Consider the following 20,586-nt stretch of genomic DNA (forward strand, 5'->3'; position numbering starts at 1 on the left):
CTAGCTCCGCAGTTCCTCTTTCACGAAATCGGCGCACCGTTCGCCGATCATGATCGCCGGCGCGTTGGTATTGCCGCTTACCAGCTTGGGCATGATCGACGCGTCGGCGACCCACAGGCGCTCCACCCCGCGCAGCCGCAGCTTCGGGTCGACCACCGCGTCTGCGTCGGCGCCCATGCGGCAGGTGCCGACCGGATGGTACACGGTGTCGGCGCGGCTGCGGATGAGGTTGTCGAGCGCGTCGTCGTCGTTGAGGTCCACCGGATAGCGATCGCTCAGACCGAGATCGGCCAGCGGCGCGGCCGAGGCGATGCGGTGGGACAGGCGCACGCCGGCGCGCAGTGTCGCCATGTCACGCTCGTCATGGAGGAAGTTGGGGTCGATCAGAGGGCCGTCCTCCGCCCGCCGGGATTGCAGCCGCACGGTGCCCCGGCTTTCGGGTCTCAGCACACAGGCGTGCAGCGACACGCCGTGCCCCTTCACCTTGGTGCGGCCGTGGTCTTCCAGCATCGCGGGAACGAAGTGCCACTGCACATCGGGCGCGGGCGCATCGGGCATCACTTTGGCGAAGCCGCCGCTTTCGGCGTAAGGCGTCGTCATGATGCCGGTCCGCGCGCGCCGGTGTTCCCACATCGCCTTGACCATCCGCAGCGAACCCTTTGGCGTGTCGCCGATGGGGATGTCTGACCGGGTTTGCCACGAGGACACGTAGTCGATGTGGTCCTGCAGGTTGCCGCCCACCGCCGGCCGGTCCAGCTTGACCGCTATACCGTGCTCCCGCAGGTGCTCGGCCGGACCAATGCCCGACAGCATGAGAACCTGCGGCGAGTTGAACGCGCCGCCGCTCAGCACAACGCCGCCGCGCGCCTTCAGCACCCGTTCCTTGCCGGCGACGGTGTATGTCACGCCCGAGGCGCGCCCTTCGTCCATTTCAATCCGCTGCACGGTGACGCCGATCCGCACGTCCAGATTGCGCTGGCGGCGCAGGGGATCGAGATAGGCGCGGGCGGCCGACCAGCGCTCGCCATCCTTCTGCGTCACCTGGTACAGGCCGAAACCCTCCTGGCGCGCTCCGTTGAAATCGCGGTTGCGCCCCAGCTGCAGCGCGGCGGCGGCTTCGACGAAAGCGATGCTGGCCGGATTTGGCCACAGTTGGTCCGATACCCACAGGGGTCCATCCGCCCCGTGGTATTCGTCGGCGCCGCGCACATTATGCTCTGCGCGTTTGAAGAACGGCAGCACATCGCCATACGACCAGCCAGTGCATCCCATTGCGGCCCAGTTGTCGTAATCCCAGCGGTGCCCGCGAATATAGATCATTGCATTGATCGCCGACGATCCGCCCAGCCCGCGTCCACGCGGCTGATATCCGGTTCGCCCGTTCAGCCCCTTTTGCGGAACAGTTTCGTAGCGGTAATTGGACGAATTGCGCAGGAACGGCATGAAGCCGGGCGTTCTGACCAGCAGGTTGGCGTTACGCCCGCCCGCCTCCAGCAGGCAGACGGATCGTCGTCCGTCCTCTGCCAGCCGTGCTGCAACCGCGCTGCCCGCGCTGCCGCCGCCGATCACGATGACGTCGAATTCCTCCATGCCTCTCCCGCCTTTCTTTTGCGGCGAGACTAGGCGGCGGCCTTCGTCTCCGCAATCGCTTCGTCAGCAGTTTCCTTTGTCGCGGTGCGTTGCTGCCAGCGTGCGCGGATGGCGTCGCTGGTCTCGCGGCTGCCATCATGGCTCCAGCCCGGTTCGCGGACGAGATAGGCGAGCTTGTGCCGCCAGGGCGCGCGCCAGACATCGCCCGCCATTGCATGCCATTCGTGAAACACGGCCCACAACAGGTTGAAGCTGCCCAGTTGCCGCACGATACCGTAACGGATCGTCTCATCGTCCCGCTCTGCCTCGAAGGTGCCGAAGAGCTTGTCCCACACGATGAACACGCCGGCATAGTTGCGGTCGAGATAACGCGGGTTGGTGGCATGATGGACCCGGTGGTGACTTGGCGTGTTCATCACCGCCTCGAACCACCGTGGCATGCGCCTGATGGCTTCGGTGTGGATCCAGAACTGATAGATGAGATTGAACCCGGCGCAGATCGCCACCATTGCCGGATGAAAGCCCACAAGAACCAGCGGCAGCTTGAACAGGAACGTGCCGGCGAAAAAGCCTGTCCAGCTTTGCCTGAGCGCGGTGGAAAGGTTGTAGTGCTGGCTCGAATGGTGGTTGACGTGGCTGGCCCAAAGCCAGCGGATGCGGTGCCCGGCGCGGTGAACCCAGTAATAGGCCAGATCGTCCAGCACGAAGCACAGCGGCCACGCCCACCAGACCCAGCCGATGTCGAACAGCCGAAATTCGTGAACCCACGGGGACAGTGCCAGGACCGCGCCCCCGAACAACAGCCCCGCCACCGAGCTGCCCAACCCGAACCCGAGGCTGACCGCCGTATCGCGCCATTCATAGCTGTGGCGCGCCCGCCGGTGGGCCCATGCGATTTCCACGGCGACCAGTGCCACGAACAACGGCACCGCCAGATTGGTAGGGCTGAAATCAGGCATTGCCCGGCTGTTTTAGCCGATCGATCCGTGCCTTCCAAGTTGGTGCATCGGCGATGGCCAGGTTGACCCAGCCGAAGCGCGGATCGGACGTGGTTATTGCGAGAGTTGTGTCAATGATCGACGCCGCAGCCCGCGCGTCCAGTAGCCGGCCCGCGATATGGGAACCATGCCTGCGGAGCAGCAGGACGCGACCGTCCGCATCGCACAGGATGGCCGCTCCTCCATCCGCTCCCACGCTGACGTGGGTGGCGGCGAAGTCGTCGATCGCCATCATCGCCGCCCGGCGCGCGTCCTCTTCGTCGTTCAGCGCGGCACCGTCCCCCAGCCGGAGGCGGTGCACCAGCAGCACGAGGGCCGCAATCGCGACGAGAGAGAGCAGAAACTGCCAGAGTTGCGCCATCTGCGACTATTCCGGATGGCCGGAAAGCGGCGCTTGCGCCGCTGCACTGCGCGAGTCGCAGCGGAAGCGTGGTTGCGCGCCAGAACGACGGGTCAGTGGTCGTGCATCAGCCACAATCCCATGCCGGTTCGCCTGTTCATCGGGGGTGCGCCGGGCGGGTACGGCCCTGATCAAACTTGGCACCGCCAGCGGAAAACATCCCATTTTGCGCGTTTTTTGGAGCACCAAGGCGTGACCGCCTCCTCGTTTCTTAACCGGTATGCTTCAGCCACGTGAATACGGCAAAAAAATGTTTCACGAAACTTGCAAATTGCGCTTATACATGGGTGGTGGATGCCAGGCTGACGCTCGTGTGCGTAATGCCAGGCTGCTCGTATGTGCCTGCCGTCGGCACCATGGGTCTGTTCAGATGGCGGCTAGTGCAAGGTAATTGAATAGTTATGGGTTACGACAAGGGGCGCCGGCGGGGCAGGGACAAGCGCGACGGCTTCGGCGAGGACAACTTCGATCCGTTTGGCGGCCAGCCGCAGGATTTCGGCGCACGGCGCGACTTTGGCGGCGGCGACCGTTTCGGCGGCGGTGATCGTTTCGGCGGCGGCGGCGACCGCTTCGGCGGTGGCGGTGGCGGCTTCCGCGGTGGGCCCGGCGGCGGTAGCCGCGGACCCGGCGGCGGCGGCGGATTCAACCGCATGCCCGCGCAGGTTGTCGGCACCGGCAAGGGAACGGTCAAGTTCTTCAACGGGCAGAAAGGTTTCGGCTTCATTGCGCAGGACGGTGGCGGCGAGGACGTTTTCGTCCACATCAGCGCCGTGGAGCGTGCGGGCCTTGAAGGTCTTGCCGAAGGACAGGAGCTGCAATTCAACCTCGTCGACCGTGGCGGCAAGGTGTCGGCCCAGGATCTGCAGATCGTGGGTGATGTGATCAAGCCGCAGCAGCGCGGCGGCGGCGATGACCGCGGCGGTAGCGCGCAGCAGGCGCGCGAATTGACCGGCGAACGGGCAACCGGAACAGTCAAGTTCTTCAACGGTCAGAAGGGGTTTGGCTTCATCGTCCGCGATGATGGACAGCCTGATGCCTTTGTTCACATCAGCGCAGTGGAACGGTCCGGTCTTGCCCAGCTCAACGAAGGCGAGCGGTATGACTTCGATCTCGAAGTGGATCGCCGGGGCAAGCATTCGGCGGTCAATCTGGTTCCGGCCCAGAGCTGACCTGATGCCGATCAGCCGGTTTGACCGGCTGCGGCAAACATTCTAGCGCAATGGATGGCGGCCCTGCGGGTCGCCATCTGTCGTTTGGCCCGACTCAAACCTGCAAGGACAGCAATTCCATGTCGATCACGCCCCTCATGCCCGTTTACCCGCGCTGCGGCGTGCGTCCGGTCCGGGGGGAGCATTGCCACCTCATCGACGAGAGCGGTGCCCGCTACCTTGATTTCGCCAGCGGGATCGCGGTCAATCTGCTCGGCCACAGCCACGAGGGGTTGATCGGAGCGATTCAGCGGCAGGCCGCGACACTGATGCACGTGTCCAACCTCTACGGCAGCCCGCAGGGCGAAGCGCTCGCGGCCAGGCTGGTCGGGCTGACCTTCGCCGATACGGTGTTCTTCGGCAATTCCGGGGCCGAGGCGGTGGAATGCGCCATCAAGACGGCGCGCGCCTACCATCAGCATCCCGAAGGTGACAGCACCCGCACCGAGATCATCACCTTCACCAACGCGTTCCACGGCCGCACCATGGCCACGATCAGCGCGTCCAATCAGGAGAAGATGCACAAGGGTTTCGCGCCCCTCCTGCAAGGCTTCCGCTATTGCGAGTTCGACGATCTGGCGCAGGCCAAGGCGCTGGTGGGGCCGCAGACTGCCGGATTTCTGGTGGAGCCGATCCAGGGGGAAGGCGGCGTGCGCCCGGCCAGCCAGGAGTTCCTGTCAGGTTTGCGCCAGCTGGCCGACGAACATGGCCTGATGCTGATCTTCGACGAAGTGCAGTGCGGCATGGCGCGGACCGGCAAGCTGTTCGCTTATGAACACTACGGCGTCGAACCCGACATCATGGCAGTCGCAAAAGGGATCGGTGGCGGTTTTCCTCTGGGCGCATGTCTGGCGACGGAGCGGGCCGCACGCGGCATGGGTCTGGGCTCGCACGGGTCGACCTATGGCGGAAATCCCCTTGCCATGGCGGCGGGCATGGCGGTTCTGGACGCGGTCGCGAACGACGACTTCCTGGCGGAAGTCACGGCCAAGGGCGAACGCCTGCGGGCCCAGCTGGAGCAATTCATCGGCAACTATCCCGAGTTGTTCGATCGCGTGCGGGGCAAGGGACTGATGCTCGGCCTGCGGATGAAGGAGGACAGCCGGGCGTTCTTTCAGCACCTGCGCGACAATCACCAGCTGCTCACAGTTGCGGCGGGCGATCAAACGGTGCGGATCTTCCCGCCGCTGGTCGCCGGCGAGGCAGAGTTCGAGGAGTTCTTCGACAAGCTTTCGGCAGGTGCGGCAAGCTACCAGTCCGCCGCGGCATGACGGCAGCGCGCCACTTCCTCAGTCTGTCGGATGCTGGCGGGGATGCGATCACCGCGATGTTGGCCGATGCGCTGGACCGCAAGACGGCGCGGCGCGGCTTGCCGCGTGGCGCCGCCGACAACGACGCGCCGCTGGCGGGCCATGTGCTCGGCCTGGTGTTTGAAAAAAGCTCGACCCGCACCCGCGTCAGCTTCGACATCGCCATGCGGCAGCTTGGCGGCACTGCGCTGGTACTGGATAGCGCCACCACGCAGCTCGGCCGGGGGGAGAGCATCAAGGATACCGCCCGCGTGCTTAGCCGGATGGTGGACGTCATCGCGCTGCGCACCGATGATCACGCCAAGGTGGAGGAGCTGGCGCACTACGCCGACGTGCCGGTCATCAACAGTCTGACCGATCTTTCTCATCCCTGCCAGATTGTCGCCGATTTGCTGACTGTCGTGGAGCGGGGAAAGCCGCTGCCGGGGTTGCAGGTCGCTTGGCTCGGCGATGGCAACAACGTGCTGTACTCCGTCATAGAAGCGGCGGGGCTGATGCAGTTCACGGTGCGGGTCGCGTCGCCCGCCGGGTATGGACCGGATGAGGCCGTCGTCGCGCTGGCCAACCGAGCAGGCGGGAATGTCACCGTAACGGCCGACCCGCAAATCGCCGCCAAGGGTGCCGATGTGGTCATTACCGACACCTGGACTTCCATGGGGCAATCTCACGAGGAGCAGAAGCTGCGCGCGCTCGCACCCTTTCAGGTGACCGCCAACCTCATGCGGCTGGCGAGGCCGGACGCGATGTTCCTTCACTGCCTGCCCGCGCATGTCGGCGAAGAAGTCACCGAAGACGTGTTCGAAGGAGCCCAATCCTGCGTTTTCGACGAGGCCGAAAACCGTATCCACGCGCAGAAATCCGTTCTGCTTTGGTGTCTCGGCAAACTTGCAGCGACTTCTTAGGCTTGAGCGCCGTCTCTTAACTTCGGACGCCGCTCTCCCATATTCGCGCGATGCAGACACAACACAGCACATTGTCCGAGCAGGTTCTCGGCTTTACCGTTCCGGAGCACGACGCGCGGGGCCGGCTGGTGAGGCTGGACGGCCTGCTTGATGCGATTCTCTCAGCCCATGACTATCCCGCTCCAATCGCCCATCTGTTGGCAGAGGCGCTGATCGTTGTGACTTTGGCAGGCTCGCTCATCAAGGAGCCGGGATCGCAGCTGACGATGCAGGCCAAGGGCGAAGGCGGTGCGGTCAACCTGCTGGTGTGCGATTATCGCGGCGGGGAGTTGCGAGGCTATGTGGACTTTGATGCCGAGGCGGTTGCGTCATCCGGTGCAGCCAGCGATCTGGAGACGCTGTTCGGCAAGGGCTACCTGGCACTCACCTTCGATATCGTACTGCCGCTGGAGGAACGCACCGAAACCCGCCGCCATCAGGGAATAGTGCCGCTGGAAGGAGAAAGCATCAGCCGAGCGGTTGAGAGCTATTTCTTCCAGTCGGAGCAGGTGCCGACCCTGATCCGCGTCGCGGTGAGCGGGGAAGGGCGCCGCTACCACGCCGCCGGAATGCTGGTGCAGCACCTGCCCGAAGGCGAGGAAGGGCGTGAGCGGCTGCACGTCAAGCTCAGCCATCCGGCGTGGGAACATGTCGCAATAATGGCTGGCTCCGTCAGGCATGGCGAATTGTTGGATCCGGCCCTCACATTGGAAGCCATATTGCAGCGGCTGTTTCACGAGGAGCGGGAGGTGCGCATCTTCCCCGGCGAACGCATGGTGCGCGGCTGCCGCTGTTCGGTTGAACATTACCAGGCAGTGCTCAGCGGATTTAGCGAAGCGGACAGGCAGGAGATGCGCAACGACGCGGGAGAGATCGTGGTGGACTGCGCATTCTGTTCGACCAAGTTCGCCATCGCGGCGTAGGTGCGGCGCGTGACCGGAAACTCTAAACGCAAGGCGGTGGTTCTGCTGTCGGGCGGGCTGGACTCTATGGTGACGGCCAGGCTTGCGCAGGAACAGGGCTTTGATGTGGCCGCGCTGACCATTGATTATGGCCAACGCCATGTCCGCGAAGTGGCGGCAGCCCGATTGATCGCGCAGCAGCTCGGTATCATGCGGCACACGGTGCTGGCGCTGGATCTTCGAAGTTTCGGCGGTTCGGCGTTGACGGCGGAAATCGCCGTACCCAAGGGCGGGCTGGGCGCGGATATTCCCGCCACCTATGTGCCCGCCCGCAATCTCGTCTTCCTGAGCCTGACCACGGCTTTCGCGGAAACGCTGGAGGCGCGGGCCATCTTCATCGGAGTGAATGCGGTGGATTATTCCGGTTATCCGGATTGCCGGCCCGAGTTCATCAAGAGCTTTGCCGAGACGGCGCGGCTCGGCACGAAGCAGGGGGTCGAAGGCGCGCCGTTCGCCGTCCACACGCCGCTGCAGCATATGAGCAAGGCCGATATCGCGGCAGAGTGCGCGCGCCTTGGTCTCGACCCCGCGTGGAGCTGGTCTTGCTACGATCCGCAGTCCGGCGGGCTGGCCTGCGGCCTGTGCGACTCCTGTCGCTTGCGGAAGAAAGGATTTGCCGCCAGCGGCATAAAGGATACAACCCGCTACGCAGGCTAGCTGCCAGACGGAGGGGGGATTGATGCGGGAAGGTGACGGCCAGGCGAGCCTGCGCGAAGAAGACGCGGTGCCGGGCTATAGCTGGTACGCACTCAGCGTTCTGGTCGTGGTCTACGTCCTGAACTTTGTGGACCGCCAGATCCTGTCGATCCTCGCCAACGACATCAAGGCGGACCTGAACCTTACAGACGCCGACCTCGGTTTTCTGTATGGAACCGCCTTCGCCGTGTTCTATGCGCTGTTCGGCATACCGCTGGGGCGCCTGGCGGATACATGGCACCGTGTCCGGCTGATGACCGCCGGGCTGGCGCTTTGGTCGTTCATGACCGCCGTGTCCGGGTTTGCCCGCAACGGAACGCAGATTACTTTGGCGCGCATCGGCGTGGGAGTGGGTGAGGCGTCCGCCAGTCCGGCGGCATATTCGCTCATCTCCGACTACTTTCCGGCGCGGCTGCGCGCCACGGCGCTGGCGATCTACTCATCGGGAATATACATCGGCGGCGGGGTTTCGCTGTTCATCGGCGGGCTGATCGTCGAAAACTGGAACAGAACCTATCCCGCCGGTGGTCCGCTGGGTCTGGTCGGATGGCAGGCGGCGTTTGTCGCCGTCGGCCTGCCCGGCCTGCTGCTGGCCATTCTGGTGTTCACGCTGCGCGAACCTGTCCGCGGCGCTATAGACGGCCTTCCGACACCTCCGCACCCCAACCCGTTCGGCGTGTTTGTGCGCGAACTCCTGAACATCATTCCACCGTTTACCCTGATCGGTGCCGCGCGGCGCGGCCCCGTCGCTCTGATCACCAACGTAGCCGTTGCCGGAATCGCTGTTCTGGCCGCCTATGCGTTGACCGTCGCGCTGGGGAGCGGACCAGGTCGGTTTGTCACGGCCATCACGGACCAGTGGCTCTTTATCGCCGTCGGCTGGTATGCGGTGTTCTGCTGGGCCAGTTCCCTGCGCCTCGCCGATCCGCCGGCGTTCAAGCTGATCTGGGGTTCGCCGGCCTTCCTCAGCGTGGTTCTGGGCTATGGTTCCGTCGCCTTCATAGCTTACGCTGCCTCGTTCTGGGCGGCCCCGTATGCAGAGCTGCGCTTCGGCATCTCCAAGGCCGAACTCGGCTTCTGGCTCGGCGGCGGGGGAGCGCTGGGCGGGTTTCTGGGCGTCATCCTTGGCGGCCGGATGGCGGATGCGCTGCATCAGCGTTTCGAAGCCGGACGGGTCTTCGTGATCCTGTTCGGCCTGGTCAGCCCCATCCCGTTCATCATCGTGCAGTTTACCACCGAGAGCCTGCCGCTGTTTCTGGTCCTCAATGTCGTGGTCGGCGCTCTCGCCGCTTCGGCCCTGGGCGCGGCTGCCGCGACCAGCCAGGCGCTGGTGTTGCCACGGATGCGCGGCATCGCCACGGCAACCTTTTTCATCGGCACGACGCTGATCGGGCTCGCCTTGGGACCGTACCTGGCAGGCTATATCTCTTCACAGGCCGGTGGAAATCTCTCGCGCGGCCTGTTGTCCACGCTCAGCATCGCGCCCGTCGGGCTCGCCGCGCTGATCGCGGCGATCGTCCTTGTGCCCGCAGCAGGCCGGACGGTCCGTGAACGCGCCCGAGCCGCCGGGGAACAGGTCTAGGGCGTCAACTCCGCCGCAATACCCCGCACACAATCCTGCTGCCGGCATTGCCGGCCGGGTCCGTAACGTTGTCATCCGCCTGCGCATGGATGATGACGGCGGTGCCATCCGCGTCGAAGATGTTCGGGAGCGCCCGAGCAGCATTGTCGGCAATCTCCATGCGGGCGGTGGTCACTCCGCTCGCGCGCACATTCAGGTTGGGCAGGTCGCCCAAGTGCGGCCCTGCGGGATCGGCGAGACCGTGTTGACGCCCGAACGGATTGAGATGCGGGCCGGCACTCTCGAAATCCGGCGCGGTGCATTGGCCGGTGGTGTGCAGATGGATTGCGCGCGAACCACTCGGCACCCCTGAAACGCTGACCTGCATCAACAGCGTCTCGCCCGAACGCATCAGGGTCGCTGTCCCGGCTGAACGCCCGTCGGCAAAGCGCAAATCTGCGGTGCCAAGCGGTGTTTGATTGTTCATGCCTGCGGTGGTGCAGGCGCCAAGCGCCATCGCGCTGACGAGGGCTGCGGCGGTTCTAAGCATCGGTCTCTCCTCTGGATGATCCAATGCCGGAACGAAAAAGGGGCCGGATTGCTCCGACCCCTTTCACTTTGTTGCACCTTGAAGGTGGTATTACATGCCCGAACCCGGACCGAAGGTGATTTCCACCCGGCGGTTCTGAAGTTCACGCACGCCGTCGGCGGTCGGAACCCGCGGGTTCGCTTCGCCGAATGCCTGGCTGTTGATCCGCGCTGCGGGGACGCCACGCGAGGTCAGGTACTGCTGCACCGACGCGTTACGCCGCGCCGCGAGGCCCAGGTTGTACTGCACCGTACCGGAGCGGTCGGTGTGACCTGCCAGCATGATGGAGGTATTGCCGCAGTTCGCGTAGTTCGAAACGGCGGTGTTGAGGATCTGCGCCGCATCCGGCGTGATCTCTGCGCTGTCCCAGTTGAAGAACACGATGTACGGCCCGGTCTCGCAAACCTGCGCCGGCGGAGGCGGCGGCGGGGGCGGAGGCGGAGGCGGCGGGGGCGGCGGGGGCGGCGGGGGCGGCGGAGGTGCTACCACCCCACCACCGAAGTTGAACGCCAGCGTACCGAGGATCGAATGCGTCCTCAGACGGGTATCAAGCTGACGGCCGCTCACGTCGACCAGGCCGATGTTCTCGGCATTGAAGAAGCGATAGCGCAGACCAACGTCAATCGTGTCCGTCAGCGGAGCACGAACGCCGGCCAGAGCCTGCCACGCGAAGCCGGTGTCGGAGTCGTCAAACGCCCCGGCGCTGCTTGCCTGGATGGTGCCGTCGATCGCGGTGCGAGCCACGCCCACGCCGCCGCCGACAAAGCCCTGCAGGCCATCGTCAGCGCCGAAGTCAAGCAAGCCGTTGAGCATGAAGCTCAGCGCATTGACTTCGCCGTTTGCGTCAAAGCGACCGTTGCTGAGACCGTTGCGGCGCGGAATGCCGGCCGTGCCGGATGTCAGGGCATCCAGGCTGGCCTGCCGGTAGCTGGCCTCTGCTTCCAGACGGAACGGGCCGAAATCGTAACCGACCACGCCGCCGGCATCCCAGCCACGGTTGAAGTCGGCCGAGATCGCATCGTTCTGGCTGCCGATGTCGAAGTCGATATCTTCGACGATCATCGGGCCGCCGCCGAGTTCGACATACCACTGACCGTCACGGGCCAGGGCGGGCGACGCAAGGGCCGTAGAGGCCAATGCAAGTCCCAAAGCTAATTTCCGCATTATAGGTTTCCCCTTTTTTCCAAACACTGAACCACTCGAAAGGTGCGACTTATCGGGTCAACCTTCCAGTGGCAAGCGGACTAACACTGGAGGGGAAGCGTGCATGCCAATACATGAGCAAGCCGCCCGCCCGCCTTCCAGTTCTCAATCTGCTACTACCGCGCAACTGCCCTTGGGAAGCGTTGTTCCGGCTAATCGAGGTTAATGACGGACAAACCTGCCAATGCTTGCAATAATGCAACAATCGCCGTCCTTGCCTGCACATCGACAACATCGCCGCCGGAAGGGGCGGCGATCGCTACTGGCGTGCTCCACCCGTCCTTGTACCTCCGAAGCGCCCCGGCGGCGCTGTCGTACAGGACCATGCCGTCGTGCGGCCGCACGAAGGTCCACTGGTTTCCGTCATGCGATGCGATGTTGTCATCCTGGCCGCTGAACAGTCCCACACCACCCGTGGCGACGAGCCAGCAGTCACCCCTTGCAGGGGTGGCGGGCGGTTCGGACCTTTGGCCCAGCACGGCAGGTTGCGTGACGATGTCCAGCCTGGCCAGCGCCTCGTTGAGGAAGAACTCCTTTTGAGCCTGCCCCGGATACAGCAAGGGCAGGTCGAACTTGGCGGTGGTTCCGGAAAGGGAAAGTGGGGTGTTCATGGTCTATAGTCCTTGCGAAAACGCCGACGCGGCCGGCCCAATGAAGCAGGGTGGAGACAGGGCGAAGCTGCCGATCTGGCGAACCCACGCGCCGGCAGAGCCGGACCAGCCAGAGGCAGCGGCAAGTTCAGCCGCGCTGAGCACGAGACGGGGTTCCCTGGCTTCCCATGCCGCCAGTGGCGCAGCAGGGTCGCCGATGCCCACCAGATACCGCTCTGCCTCCTCGACCAGCGGCACCTCCGTTCCCTCGGGCCACAGCCATGCGCCGCGCGCCCGGCGGGTCCAGCGCAGGTCAACGCCGCCATCGGGCAAGGCCCGCCACCGCCCATGCACCGGGGCCAGCGGACGCCGGGTCCCACCCGCATTGAGAAGCGGAGTTGCGACCGGCTCCTGATCGGCGAGGCCAATGGCCAGCAGGCCCGGCTCGGCCGTGCCGGCGAACTCTGCCGGGTCGATCGGGGTCAGGCCGGCATCCAGCAGAATGGCGGCTGTTCCCGCGCCATGCCCCGCGCCTGCGGCATCCTCTGTCCCGCCGCGGCCGCGCAGCAGGCCGGCAAGCCGCCAGACACTGCCCGTCACATGCTCCGCTTCTGCAAACTGCAGTATTTCGGATCCGATCAGGATGCGGTTGGCCCCTTCTGCAAGGCCAGCCAGCGAGGCGCTGGCGAAAGCCAAGGGTGAATTGCCGAAGTCGACCTCGCACGAGGCGTTCGGCTCGAACCGCATGGCGGCCGACGGCGGCAGGGGCGAGCAGAGCGCGCCCATCCCTGCCTGTCGTGCCGCCCCCGATGCGAGCGGCACCAGTTCGCCCATGCGTTGGCGATACAGGGCCGCTCCTTTCCACAACTGTCCGCTGGAGCGTACCGCGGCGAACAGGGCGGGGCGATTGACCTCCTCCATTGATGAGGCCGGCAGTTCGAAGAAATGGATAAGGGTCGGCCCGGCGATCGCGTCGGGCGGCACCCATGCTGACCCAGCGTCCGACCCGCTGCCGGCCGGCCGGACAGGGGCGGCGCGCAACAATTCCAGCTCAACGCCGCCGGCGCGCCACTCCCATGTCAGCACCCGCCACACACCGTACCGGCCCGGCACTTGCACAAGGTTCCCCGGCATCACGGCGGGGTCAAGCTCTGCCGTGCGCCAGGTGATCGTGTCCAGCGCCGCCAGCGACCGCTGCGCTGCAGCGTCGACCAGTTCCCGCGCGCCTGCCGCGGTCAGACTGGCGGGCAGGTCGATCTGGCGACTGCTGCCAGCGGCGAACCGGCCCGCAGTGCGCTGCAGCCCGGGCTGATAATCGCGCCCGACGTCGTAATACCGCATTGCTTCGACCTGCTCGCGGCCGGTGCCCTTGCGCCTCGCGGCAAGGCCGCTGCGTTTCCCGAAGCCGCCCTCGCTCCAGGCTGCCGCCGCGCTCAGCGCGATCGGAGCCGCTTCGTCATTCCCGCCGTGCAGGCGCAGGGTCGGGCCGGTGCAGACCGGATAGATCGGCCTGACCTCGGCAAAGGCGGACAGAACTTGGCGATATGTGCCGCCCTCGTGACTGAATCCCTCAAGCTGCGGGATTGTCACCGGAGCATCAACGGCCTGCGGGGCATCCGCCGTCAGCCGCGGGATCGTTCCGCTCGCCTCGCCGGCGAACACTTCAAAGGTCAGCATCGGCAGCCGGTTGCCGAACTCGGCGAGCTGCAGATCTTCGAATACCACGTACGCGCGTCCGCGATAGGCCGGGCATTTCGCACCCAGCGCAGCGAGCATCAGGGGATCGGGCCGCGCATCGCAATGCCCCGGGTGAAAGCGCATGGTTCCGGCAACCTTGAGGTCGCCGGCGCTGCCGCGCAGCAGATTGCCGTCCGCCCAGATACGCCCCACGCGCTCCAGCGGAGAGCTGGCCAGCAACACCGCAAAGGACGCGCTGTAGCTGTAGGTGGTGGTTCTGGGTCGGCCCTTGCCGCCCGACACGTCTCTGTCTTCCCTAAGATCGGTGGCCCACAGGACCACGCCGCCCACCCGCATGCGGCCGTAATGCCGCGGGATCGGCTGGCCATAGGTGGAGGTGGTGACTGCCACCTCCTTCAACCGGGGTCCTTCCCGCGGGTCGGGACCGAAGATCTTCTGGTCGACCTGCTGACCGATGAGGGCGCCGATCGTACCGCCAACGGGTCCGCCAATGGCGTTCCCCACGGCACTGAGGACGAGTGTGGCCATAACGGGTCCTTTCTGGTTCAGGCGACAAGGCGCCAGCGGTGCCTTATCGGCCAGGGCAGCGGCACTGGCATGGTGCTGACACGGCGCAGGCCGGCATGAGCGTGAATACAGGTGTCCTGATCCAGCGCGATAAGCAGGTGCTGCTGTGCGGGGCCGGGCGTGACCAGCACGACGTCACCCGCGTGCAGCGCCACTGTTTCTGCGATGGGCGCAAAGCCGGATGCGGGCAGGCAGGCGAGATGAGCGTCGATGGCCGTGTTGCGCAGACCATATCCGCGCGGCAGCACCGGCACCCGGCCGCAGTCGCGCAGCGCCAGGGCAAGAAGGCCGACGCAGTCAACGCCGTCCTCTCCGCTGCGACCATGCAGGCGGAAGGGAGCGCCAAGATGGGCCGCGGCCGCACGCGCCAGCGCGGCACCGTCCGCGTTCACCGCGGCACCGGATATTGCGCCAGAAGATCGTTGCCCGGCAGGAACGGCTCTCCCTGGAAGTTGACGGCATTGCCGAAGCGGGCGGCACATGTTTCCAGCCTGTGGTCGCACCCTTGCCGGATCAGGGCGCGTTGCCCGGACGCAATTTGCGGGCTGAGCGGCGTCCCGCAGGCGAGCAGATTACCGCCCGCGGGCCGCAAGGCCATGATCTGACCGCGATGTGGCCCGTCGATCCAGCGCACCTCGCCGTATTCGTAAATCGCCGGATCAACACCAGCAAACGCCACTGCGTTGCCATCACGGTCGACCCGCTCCACCACTGCCTCACACTCGTGCATGGCGGGCGGCAGGTTGCAGCCCGGTCCGCAGAACCGCGCGCGGCAGGTTGGGCTGGTTCGCGGCACCGGATCCGTATCCAGCACCGTCTTTGCGGAATGCAGTTCCGCGGTGAAGCTGTCGCCATCACCGGCGATTGCGCCGATCGTACCGCCGTACAGGGCGGTGTGCTCCAGCGTCTGCCAATCCACCACGCCGACCACGACCTGCGCCCCGTCGAAGCGGCCGGCGGCAAGGTCCTCGGCCGCGAGAGTGTCGTGCGCCAGCGCTCCCTTGATGTCGACCGCATCGTCGGCAAGGTCGGCCGTGCGCCGGATGGAGGAGGGGGTCAGCCCCGGTGCGCAGCGGTGGAGCAGGCCGTCGAACCACAGGTCACGGTCATGGGTGGTGAAGCCCAGCGCCACCCCGTCCGCGCGGCAGATGCGCCAGTACGTTGCAACCGTGTCCAGCGGTTGGGCGAAAAAGACGCGGCTCATGTCTCCTCCCGTACTTCAACCAGCGGCACCGACGGTGCTTCGCCCGCGGCAAAGGCTATGCCGCTGATGTCGAGGCGATCTTCCGCGAACCGCACCGGCACATCGAACAGGAATCCCGCCCGCACCTCCGCCGCGGTGGGCGGTGCCTGCGCGAAAATGATGACGCCGCCTTCCTCAAGCTGCCACTCGGTGGTTTCAGCACCGGCCACGCTGGCGCGGATGGAGCCGGGGCGGGGGCGGGTAATGCGCCGCTCCTGCTCGCCATAAAGCTTGCGCAAGGCGAAGCGAACGCGGTGTCCGTCGCCTATGCCCAGCAGCTGGTCGGTCGGCTCGGGCGTTCCGGTCATGCCGTGGGAACTGTGGTCGAACGGATCCCGCAGGCGGAAGGCGCGCGCCGGCCCGTGCCGGGCGCGAAAGAAGGCGAGCAATACGCCCAGCTCTTCGTCCGAACGAACACCAGGCCCCACATCGTAGCGCAGCCGGGCGTCGGCCCACACGGCGTTGCGTCGTTCATGCCCGGAGGCTGTCACGGCAACGGTGGTGGAAAATTCCGGGCTGACCGCGGTTTCGCGGCCCAGCGCCAGCGGATAGGATAGGTCGTCGAACGCCTGCATGGAATGATCCTTTGAAGTGGGGAGACGGACAAAACCGTCGCGCGCAATCTGCGGCAGCGCCCAGATGTAGCGGCGGGGCACTCCGCGCCGCGCCGCCTCGTCCAGCCCGGCATCGATGCGCCGCCAGTAAACGTCCGCATCTTCCGGACGGAGCACGAAACCCGCCAGGTAATCCTGGTGGTCCAGCGGATAGCCGAGCTTGTCCTGCACGAAGCGGTAAGCCCGCCGTCGCTGCCCTTCGGCCCCGGCGGTGAGCCAGTCGTAATCTTCCAGCTGCAATCGGTCGAACGCTGGATGAGCCCAGCCTTGCGGCAGGTTCAGCAGGTGAAGATCGGGCGTCGCCCCGTCCAGAACGGTCGGCGTGAAGGCGAGCAGCAGCACCTCCGCCGGGCCGCTCGCCGCGGTGCGCACGGCGTGGGTCAGCCCGGCGGTGGACGCGGCCAGCAGGTCGCCCGCCGCCTTCAGCAGTGCAGCCTGGTCCGTGGGCCGGGTACCATGAACCGTCGGCACCTCCACCGGATCGCCTCCCAAGGCCGAGCGCGCCGCAGCGTCATAGATGCACGGCCGGCCATCGGGCATGATCCACCACCACGGCTCCCCGATCTGGAACAGCACGGGCAGGCCCGCCTCCTCCAGCAACGCGACGAAGCGGCCGGCGACCCGGTGGAGCCACCCCATTGCTTCAGAGTTTGCCGGCGACAGCAGGGCAGAGGGCGGTTCCCATCCGGTCCTGCCCGGAGCGCCGTCCCATGCCCGCTGCTGCCATTCATCGGGGCAGTGCGCGGCGAACAGTTCGTATGACAGGGAGACGATCACCGCGAAGCCTTTCGCCCGGCATTCGGCGAAAAAGGCGCGGTGCCACGCCAGCGCCGGGTCGCACAGGCTGCCGGCCGGGTCGACCACCAGCCTTTGTCCGACCTGTCCGAGCCGGAAGAAGTGGCTCATTCCGACGTAGTGGATGATCCTGTCGTTGTATCCCAGGCCGCGAATAGAGCGCACGAGGCGCGCCGGCGTCTGGTTGAAAGCATCGTCATAAGCGGTGGCGATCCCTTCGCCATGCGGGGGCAGCAGGACGTCGCCGATCGCCAGCAGCGCATTGTCGCCTTCGCAGCGGATCTTTGTCACCTCCACCCACCCGCTGGCGCGGGCCGGCAGCGGCGCCGTGTCGCCGGGTGCGAACCCCGGCGGCGCCAGCGAGATGAACAGCCGGTCGATGAAACGCGGCTCCACCCTTTCGCCCGGCAGGCTCCACCCGGCCTCCAAATCGGAGAAGCGCAGGGTGATGACGGCATCTTCCGGCGTGCCCCTCGCATAGTTCCACAGACGCACGTACCAGGCGCGCCTGTGCCCGGCGGCGTCCTTCCCCTCGATGGTCAGGGTGGGACCGTTCGCCTGATCCAGCGGAATCAGGCCGCGCGACCGCCAGCGGAAGCTGAGGACGCAATGCGCGTAATCGCGCACCGTGTCGTAGGCGAGCAGGGGGTGGTCGAGCGTGTCGGCGCTGTCCCAGATCAACCCCGCCAGCTCCCCCCGATGGAAGAACTCGACATCGACCCGCAGCGCATCGGGGGCCGTGCTGACAACGCTCGCCATCATCGGGCGCGGGAAGTTGACAGTCCAGAACCGCGGATCGAACCGGGCGACGTGGTCGCTGTGCTGTCCGGTGCGCGATCGGGCAAGCCAGAATGGCATTCGCTGTTCTCCTGTAAATCGTTCGCGATGGCGCCTGCCCGGCGCCGGTCAGCCTTCCACAGCCCGCCTGATCGCACTGGCGATCTGGCGCGACGAGCGTTGCAGCGCGGCCGGCGCATCCGTGCCGCGCGGGGCGGCAAGATTGATGGCGACCCGCACGTCGCGGCCACGCTGCGCGGACCCGAAACCTGGCTCCACCCGCCCGGCGCTGGTCGGCACGAACAGTTCGGGTCCGCGCTCTCCCACCACGAACGGCCGCTGCGGCGACACCAGCCCGCCGGTGGCACGCCCCGGCAGGCCGAGCAGCGCGCCCAGCGAGCTTCGCAGCGCTCCGCCCGCCCCTGCGCCATTGCCGCCCAGCAGGCGGTCCAGCCCGACCTGCACCGCCTGTGCGGCAATCGCGCTCAATGCCCGCGAGGCCGTGTTTTTCAGATCGTCGAAGCCCAGGCTGCCGCGCCGGATCGCGCTCAGCAGCCCGTCTTCCAGCACCTTGCCCGCCGCGGCGAACCCGGACAGGAGATTGCGATCAACGCTGGTTTTCAGCCGGTCCATGTCGGTGGCAAAGGCGCTGGTGTCGGCGCGCACCCGCACGAGGATTTCTTCAAGGTCGTCCATGGGCGTCTAGTTCCATCAGGCGCGCGATGTGGGCGCGGGTTGGTGGCTGGGTGGCCGGATCGGCGCGCGGCAGCACGGACAGAAGGTCGGCAGGAGTCGCCCGCCAGAACTCGTCCGGTCGCCAGCCGAGGTGAACGGCGGCAAGCCGGCACAGCGCGGCGGCCTGATCCGCGAACTGTCCGCTCATCCGTCACCGGCGAAGATCTGGCTGAGGAGGATGCGCAGCGGCTTGACCGCCTGGGCAACACCCATCCTGAGCACTGCCTCGCCGACGCTCTGCCGGTCCGGTTCCGGGGTGCCCGTAAGGCAGTGGGCAAAAAGCGCCGCAATCTCCGCCAGGCGCAAGTCGCCTGCGCCAGCCCGCTCGGCCAGGGCGAACAGCGAGCCAAGCTCTTCCTCCGCCCGGACCAGCGCCTCGAAGGTCGGTCGAAGGACATGGCGCCGCCCGCCGATGACCAGCTCCGCCTCGCCCCGCAGGGGATTGGCCACGCTCATGCCGGCAGGTCCGGATAGACCGGCCCGGAGGATTCGAGCTGCACGGCATAGTTGCGCTCGCCGTTGAAATCGCCCGCATAGTCCAGCCGCTGCACCAAGAACCGGCCATGAAGCCGCTCGCCATCCTCGAACGACAGTTCATATTCGGTGATCGTCCCGGCGAGTGCGTGGGCGCGGATCGCGGCTTCCGCCTCGCTGCCGAGAAAGATGCCCGAAGCGCTGACCGAAACGGAGCGGGTGCCCGCGCCCGACAGCAGGTCGCGCCAGCCGCCCGACTCCTTGTGGGTCACGACCACCGTGTCGCCATTGATGGACATCTGCGTGGTGCGCAGGCCCGCAACGACGGTAAAGCCGGGCGGCGTCGCGCCGTCGGCGATCTTGAGGAGGAAGGCGGAGCCTTTCTGGGCAGGCATGGGTGTTCCTTTCGATTTGATGCTCCCCGCGGGGGGCGGACACGTGGGGTGAAGATCGGGCGGCGTCAGGGTCCGGGCGCAGGGCCCTGCGTGGCCGCCGAATGATCCGGGACGTTGTGCGGATCGGCGGGGACTTGCCGCTCCAGAAGCAGGAACCGGTACTCCAGCAGCACCGCCCGCCCGCCGCGTGGCCGCCGTTCGGTACGCGATCGCAGAAAGTTGACGCTGACCAGCAGGAAGCCGGGCTGTTCGGGCATTAGGGCGGCGATCCGCTGCTCCACCGCCCAGGCAAGGTCGCCTGTCGCCGCTGGATCGTCGCCCCGGTCGAGCAGTTCCAGGGCCACCCGCACTTCGCGTCCGCGGCGGTCCTTGCAGCTCCAGTCCGCGGCCGCGCTGGCGGCTATGCCGAGCCAGGGCGCACTGGCCTGCACGGGGCTTTCCTCCTCGATTGTGTTGATGCGGGCGGCGAGGAACGGATCGTCCCTGAGCCAGCCGATCAACGCGGTTCTGAGCGCGCTTTCCATCAGCGTTGTCCTTTCGTGAACGAGGGCCACAGGAGCCGCGCCTGGCGCCAGCGGGCACCATCGTGCCGCCGTTCGCGCGCGCGGTTTTCGGCCACGCCATGCACGAGGGTCGCGGCTCTGGCGGCGAGACGGTCGGGCAGGCCGGTGGCCGCCCTGTCCAAGACCGCGCGGATCATCGCAGCTGAACCCTGCGCCACGGCCGCCACAGCGCCACCACGGCAGCCGGCGGGCTTGCGTCCTGTGTCGACGCGCGTTCCACATAGTAGTGCGCGGCCAGCCGGATCACGCCCTGCCTGATCGCCGGATCGAGGGCGGGCCAGTCGGGCGCCAGCCCGGCCGTATAGCGCACCAGCAGCCGGTCCTGCGCCAGGCCGCGGCGGAGCAGCACCTGCGCCGCGCCATCAGGCGCAAAGGTGCAGGCGTAATCCTGCTGCGGCAGCAGCGGGCGATCGCCGTCCGGTCCCAACGCGCGCACGTCGTCCACTTCAATCACCGGCGCGGCTGCCAGCCGTTGCCAGCGGCGGTGGGCGCCGAGCACTTCCTGGCAGGTCTGGCGCAGCGGAACCACGCCGGCAAACTGCTCGAACAGGGCGAGTGCCGCCTGGATCTGCCCGGTCAGCAGCGCGTCGTCGCGGTCGGTGCTGATGGCGAGCCAGCTTTTGAGTTCGGGCAGGGCCGCGCCGTGATCGGCAGGCGTCACAATGACCCGCGTCATG

At 66.4% G+C, this 20,586-nt stretch carries 23 protein-coding genes; 6 read left to right on the forward strand and 17 right to left on the reverse strand.

What is annotated here, in order from left to right; all coding sequences use genetic code 11:
• Genes LHJ54_RS04140 through LHJ54_RS04150 form a run of 3 tightly spaced genes read right to left on the reverse strand, consistent with a single transcriptional unit; the run spans position 1 to position 2,949 of the window.
• A complete protein-coding gene (locus LHJ54_RS04140; protein WP_228242668.1) occupies positions 1-1,590 on the reverse strand; it encodes a GMC family oxidoreductase in 1,590 nt (529 codons plus the stop codon).
• Between the two features lie 29 nt (positions 1,591-1,619).
• On the reverse strand, positions 1,620-2,549 hold the full coding sequence (locus LHJ54_RS04145) for a sterol desaturase family protein (protein ID WP_228242669.1): 930 nt from the start codon (positions 2,547-2,549) through the stop codon (positions 1,620-1,622).
• Complete coding sequence (locus LHJ54_RS04150; protein WP_228242670.1) at positions 2,542-2,949, reverse strand: hypothetical protein; 408 nt, start codon at positions 2,947-2,949, stop codon at positions 2,542-2,544. The genes LHJ54_RS04145 and LHJ54_RS04150 overlap by 8 nt, the downstream gene beginning before the upstream one ends.
• A gap of 440 nt (positions 2,950-3,389) precedes the next feature.
• Here LHJ54_RS04150 and LHJ54_RS04155 point away from each other — a divergent pair, with 440 nt between their 5' ends.
• The 6 genes from LHJ54_RS04155 to LHJ54_RS04180 all read left to right on the forward strand — a co-directional run bounded on the left by LHJ54_RS04155 (position 3,390) and on the right by LHJ54_RS04180 (position 9,687).
• Positions 3,390-4,157 carry a cold-shock protein gene (locus LHJ54_RS04155; RefSeq protein ID WP_277754022.1) on the forward strand — a complete coding sequence of 256 codons (768 nt, stop codon included), beginning with the start codon at positions 3,390-3,392 and terminating at the stop codon, positions 4,155-4,157.
• Between the two features lie 119 nt (positions 4,158-4,276).
• On the forward strand, positions 4,277-5,467 hold the full coding sequence (locus LHJ54_RS04160; RefSeq protein ID WP_228242671.1) for an aspartate aminotransferase family protein: 1,191 nt from the start codon (positions 4,277-4,279) through the stop codon (positions 5,465-5,467).
• A complete protein-coding gene (gene argF, locus LHJ54_RS04165) occupies positions 5,464-6,408 on the forward strand; it encodes an ornithine carbamoyltransferase (RefSeq protein ID WP_228242672.1) in 945 nt (314 codons plus the stop codon). The genes LHJ54_RS04160 and argF overlap by 4 nt, the downstream gene beginning before the upstream one ends.
• Before the next feature lie 50 nt (positions 6,409-6,458).
• Entirely contained in the window at positions 6,459-7,370 is a 912-nt protein-coding gene (locus LHJ54_RS04170; RefSeq protein ID WP_228242673.1) for an Hsp33 family molecular chaperone HslO, read from the forward strand.
• Between the two features lie 9 nt (positions 7,371-7,379).
• Positions 7,380-8,066 carry a 7-cyano-7-deazaguanine synthase QueC gene (gene queC, locus LHJ54_RS04175; RefSeq protein ID WP_228242674.1) on the forward strand — a complete coding sequence of 229 codons (687 nt, stop codon included), beginning with the start codon at positions 7,380-7,382 and terminating at the stop codon, positions 8,064-8,066.
• Positions 8,067-8,088: 22 nt separating this feature from the next.
• Positions 8,089-9,687 carry an MFS transporter gene (locus LHJ54_RS04180; protein WP_228242675.1) on the forward strand — a complete coding sequence of 533 codons (1,599 nt, stop codon included), beginning with the start codon at positions 8,089-8,091 and terminating at the stop codon, positions 9,685-9,687.
• A gap of 4 nt (positions 9,688-9,691) precedes the next feature.
• Here LHJ54_RS04180 and LHJ54_RS04185 read toward each other — a convergent pair whose 3' ends face one another.
• The 14 genes from LHJ54_RS04185 to LHJ54_RS04250 all read right to left on the reverse strand — a co-directional run bounded on the left by LHJ54_RS04185 (position 9,692) and on the right by LHJ54_RS04250 (position 20,585).
• Complete coding sequence (locus LHJ54_RS04185) at positions 9,692-10,216, reverse strand: superoxide dismutase family protein (RefSeq protein WP_228242676.1); 525 nt, start codon at positions 10,214-10,216, stop codon at positions 9,692-9,694.
• A 90-nt stretch (positions 10,217-10,306) separates the two neighbouring features.
• Positions 10,307-11,419: an OmpA family protein gene (locus tag LHJ54_RS04190; protein WP_228242677.1), complete on the reverse strand. Its 1,113-nt coding sequence runs from the start codon at positions 11,417-11,419 to the stop codon at positions 10,307-10,309.
• Positions 11,420-11,610: 191 nt separating this feature from the next.
• Complete coding sequence (locus LHJ54_RS04195; protein ID WP_228242678.1) at positions 11,611-12,069, reverse strand: DUF2793 domain-containing protein; 459 nt, start codon at positions 12,067-12,069, stop codon at positions 11,611-11,613.
• 3 nt (positions 12,070-12,072) lie between these two features.
• On the reverse strand, positions 12,073-14,274 hold the full coding sequence (locus LHJ54_RS04200; RefSeq protein ID WP_228242679.1) for a phage tail protein: 2,202 nt from the start codon (positions 14,272-14,274) through the stop codon (positions 12,073-12,075).
• Positions 14,275-14,291: 17 nt separating this feature from the next.
• Positions 14,292-14,705 (reverse strand): NlpC/P60 family protein, encoded by a 414-nt coding sequence (locus LHJ54_RS04205; RefSeq protein ID WP_228242680.1) that lies wholly within the window; start codon positions 14,703-14,705, stop codon positions 14,292-14,294.
• Complete coding sequence (locus tag LHJ54_RS04210; RefSeq protein ID WP_228242681.1) at positions 14,702-15,517, reverse strand: DUF2163 domain-containing protein; 816 nt, start codon at positions 15,515-15,517, stop codon at positions 14,702-14,704. The genes LHJ54_RS04205 and LHJ54_RS04210 overlap by 4 nt, the downstream gene beginning before the upstream one ends.
• A complete protein-coding gene (locus LHJ54_RS04215) occupies positions 15,514-17,823 on the reverse strand; it encodes a DUF2460 domain-containing protein (RefSeq protein ID WP_228242682.1) in 2,310 nt (769 codons plus the stop codon). Before LHJ54_RS04215 ends, LHJ54_RS04210 begins: the two co-directional genes overlap by 4 nt.
• 48 nt (positions 17,824-17,871) lie before the next feature.
• Entirely contained in the window at positions 17,872-18,438 is a 567-nt protein-coding gene (locus LHJ54_RS04220) for a tail tape measure protein (protein WP_228242683.1), read from the reverse strand.
• The gene (locus LHJ54_RS04225) at positions 18,425-18,625 is read right to left on the reverse strand and encodes a phage tail assembly chaperone (protein ID WP_228242684.1); all 201 of its coding nucleotides are present in this window, start codon (positions 18,623-18,625) and stop codon (positions 18,425-18,427) included. Before LHJ54_RS04225 ends, LHJ54_RS04220 begins: the two co-directional genes overlap by 14 nt.
• A complete protein-coding gene (locus LHJ54_RS04230; protein WP_228242685.1) occupies positions 18,622-18,933 on the reverse strand; it encodes a gene transfer agent family protein in 312 nt (103 codons plus the stop codon). Before LHJ54_RS04230 ends, LHJ54_RS04225 begins: the two co-directional genes overlap by 4 nt.
• Positions 18,930-19,346 (reverse strand): phage major tail protein, TP901-1 family, encoded by a 417-nt coding sequence (locus LHJ54_RS04235; RefSeq protein ID WP_228242686.1) that lies wholly within the window; start codon positions 19,344-19,346, stop codon positions 18,930-18,932. The genes LHJ54_RS04230 and LHJ54_RS04235 overlap by 4 nt, the downstream gene beginning before the upstream one ends.
• 65 nt (positions 19,347-19,411) lie before the next feature.
• Positions 19,412-19,870, reverse strand: a complete 459-nt coding sequence (locus tag LHJ54_RS04240; protein WP_306437043.1) for a DUF3168 domain-containing protein — start codon at positions 19,868-19,870, stop codon at positions 19,412-19,414.
• Positions 19,870-20,046: a hypothetical protein gene (locus LHJ54_RS04245; RefSeq protein WP_228242687.1), complete on the reverse strand. Its 177-nt coding sequence runs from the start codon at positions 20,044-20,046 to the stop codon at positions 19,870-19,872. The genes LHJ54_RS04240 and LHJ54_RS04245 overlap by 1 nt, the downstream gene beginning before the upstream one ends.
• Positions 20,043-20,585: a phage head-tail connector protein gene (locus LHJ54_RS04250; protein ID WP_228242688.1), complete on the reverse strand. Its 543-nt coding sequence runs from the start codon at positions 20,583-20,585 to the stop codon at positions 20,043-20,045. The genes LHJ54_RS04245 and LHJ54_RS04250 overlap by 4 nt, the downstream gene beginning before the upstream one ends.
• Position 20,586: the final 1 nt, after the last annotated feature.

The sequence above is a fragment of the Porphyrobacter sp. GA68 genome, assembly GCF_022605525.1.
Lineage (GTDB): Bacteria > Pseudomonadota > Alphaproteobacteria > Sphingomonadales > Sphingomonadaceae > Qipengyuania_B.

Bases quoted from the DNA above. Each gene is read 5' to 3' on its own strand.
- LHJ54_RS04235 (WP_228242686.1), bottom strand. From the start codon at position 19,346: ATGCCTGCCCAGAAAGGCTCCGCCTTCCTCCTCAAGATCGCCGACGGC.
- LHJ54_RS04225 (WP_228242684.1), bottom strand. From the start codon at position 18,625: ATGAGCGGACAGTTCGCGGATCAGGCCGCCGCGCTGTGCCGGCTTGCC.
- LHJ54_RS04180 (WP_228242675.1), top strand. From the start codon at position 8,089: ATGCGGGAAGGTGACGGCCAGGCGAGCCTGCGCGAAGAAGACGCGGTG.
- LHJ54_RS04140 (WP_228242668.1), bottom strand. From the start codon at position 1,590: ATGGAGGAATTCGACGTCATCGTGATCGGCGGCGGCAGCGCGGGCAGC.
- LHJ54_RS04210 (WP_228242681.1), bottom strand. From the start codon at position 15,517: ATGAGCCGCGTCTTTTTCGCCCAACCGCTGGACACGGTTGCAACGTAC.
- LHJ54_RS04145 (WP_228242669.1), bottom strand. From the start codon at position 2,549: ATGCCTGATTTCAGCCCTACCAATCTGGCGGTGCCGTTGTTCGTGGCA.
- LHJ54_RS04155 (WP_277754022.1), top strand. From the start codon at position 3,390: ATGGGTTACGACAAGGGGCGCCGGCGGGGCAGGGACAAGCGCGACGGC.
- LHJ54_RS04200 (WP_228242679.1), bottom strand. From the start codon at position 14,274: ATGGCCACACTCGTCCTCAGTGCCGTGGGGAACGCCATTGGCGGACCC.
- LHJ54_RS04195 (WP_228242678.1), bottom strand. From the start codon at position 12,069: ATGAACACCCCACTTTCCCTTTCCGGAACCACCGCCAAGTTCGACCTG.
- LHJ54_RS04190 (WP_228242677.1), bottom strand. From the start codon at position 11,419: ATGCGGAAATTAGCTTTGGGACTTGCATTGGCCTCTACGGCCCTTGCG.
- LHJ54_RS04240 (WP_306437043.1), bottom strand. From the start codon at position 19,870: ATGGAAAGCGCGCTCAGAACCGCGTTGATCGGCTGGCTCAGGGACGAT.
- LHJ54_RS04215 (WP_228242682.1), bottom strand. From the start codon at position 17,823: ATGCCATTCTGGCTTGCCCGATCGCGCACCGGACAGCACAGCGACCAC.
- argF (WP_228242672.1), top strand. From the start codon at position 5,464: ATGACGGCAGCGCGCCACTTCCTCAGTCTGTCGGATGCTGGCGGGGAT.
- LHJ54_RS04245 (WP_228242687.1), bottom strand. From the start codon at position 20,046: ATGATCCGCGCGGTCTTGGACAGGGCGGCCACCGGCCTGCCCGACCGT.
- LHJ54_RS04250 (WP_228242688.1), bottom strand. From the start codon at position 20,585: ATGACGCGGGTCATTGTGACGCCTGCCGATCACGGCGCGGCCCTGCCC.
- LHJ54_RS04150 (WP_228242670.1), bottom strand. From the start codon at position 2,949: ATGGCGCAACTCTGGCAGTTTCTGCTCTCTCTCGTCGCGATTGCGGCC.
- LHJ54_RS04185 (WP_228242676.1), bottom strand. From the start codon at position 10,216: ATGCTTAGAACCGCCGCAGCCCTCGTCAGCGCGATGGCGCTTGGCGCC.
- LHJ54_RS04170 (WP_228242673.1), top strand. From the start codon at position 6,459: ATGCAGACACAACACAGCACATTGTCCGAGCAGGTTCTCGGCTTTACC.
- LHJ54_RS04220 (WP_228242683.1), bottom strand. From the start codon at position 18,438: ATGGACGACCTTGAAGAAATCCTCGTGCGGGTGCGCGCCGACACCAGC.
- LHJ54_RS04230 (WP_228242685.1), bottom strand. From the start codon at position 18,933: ATGAGCGTGGCCAATCCCCTGCGGGGCGAGGCGGAGCTGGTCATCGGC.
- LHJ54_RS04160 (WP_228242671.1), top strand. From the start codon at position 4,277: ATGTCGATCACGCCCCTCATGCCCGTTTACCCGCGCTGCGGCGTGCGT.